Annotated in this window: 1 pseudogene; it reads left to right on the top strand. The window is 68.5% G+C overall.

What is annotated here, in order from left to right:
• Positions 1-572: pseudogene (locus tag ODJ79_RS46680) on the top strand (ornithine carbamoyltransferase subunit F); the annotation flags it as partial.

The following is a 572-nucleotide window of genomic DNA, read 5'->3' as shown; positions in this document are numbered from 1 at the left end:
TACGCGGTGCGCCTTCGAGGTCGCGGCGCACGACCAGGGCGCGCACGTGACGTTCCTGGACCCGGGCAGCACCCAGCTCGGGCACAAGGAGTCCATCGCGGACACGGCCCGGGTGCTCGGCCGTTTCTACGACGGGCTGGAGTACCGCGGCTTCGGCCAGGAGAACGTGGAGGCGCTCGCGAAGTACTCCGGGGTGCCGGTCTGGAATGGGCTGTCCACCGAGTGGCATCCCACCCAGACGCTGTGCGACATCCTCACGATGCGCGAGCACACGGTGAAGCACGACAATGAGATCTCCTTCGCGTTCCTCGGCGACGCCGAGAACAACGTGGGCAACTCGCTGCTGATCGGCGGCGCGATGATGGGCATGGACGTGCGGATGGTCGCCCCGGAGGGCCGGTGGAACCACGACGACGTGGTGAAGGAGGCCCGCCGGATCGCCGAGCAGACCGGCGCCCGGATCACCCAGACGGCGAACGTCGAGGAGGGCGTGGCCGGGGTGGACTTCCTCTACACCGACGTCTGGCTGTCGATGGGCGAGCCCAAGGACCAGTGGGACGAGCGGATCGCGT

The organism is Actinoplanes sp. KI2 (genome assembly GCF_025630775.1).
GTDB lineage: Bacteria > Actinomycetota > Actinomycetes > Mycobacteriales > Micromonosporaceae > Actinoplanes.
Note: the sequence above shows the minus strand (reverse complement) of the source record. Positions and strands in the feature narration are given on the sequence as shown.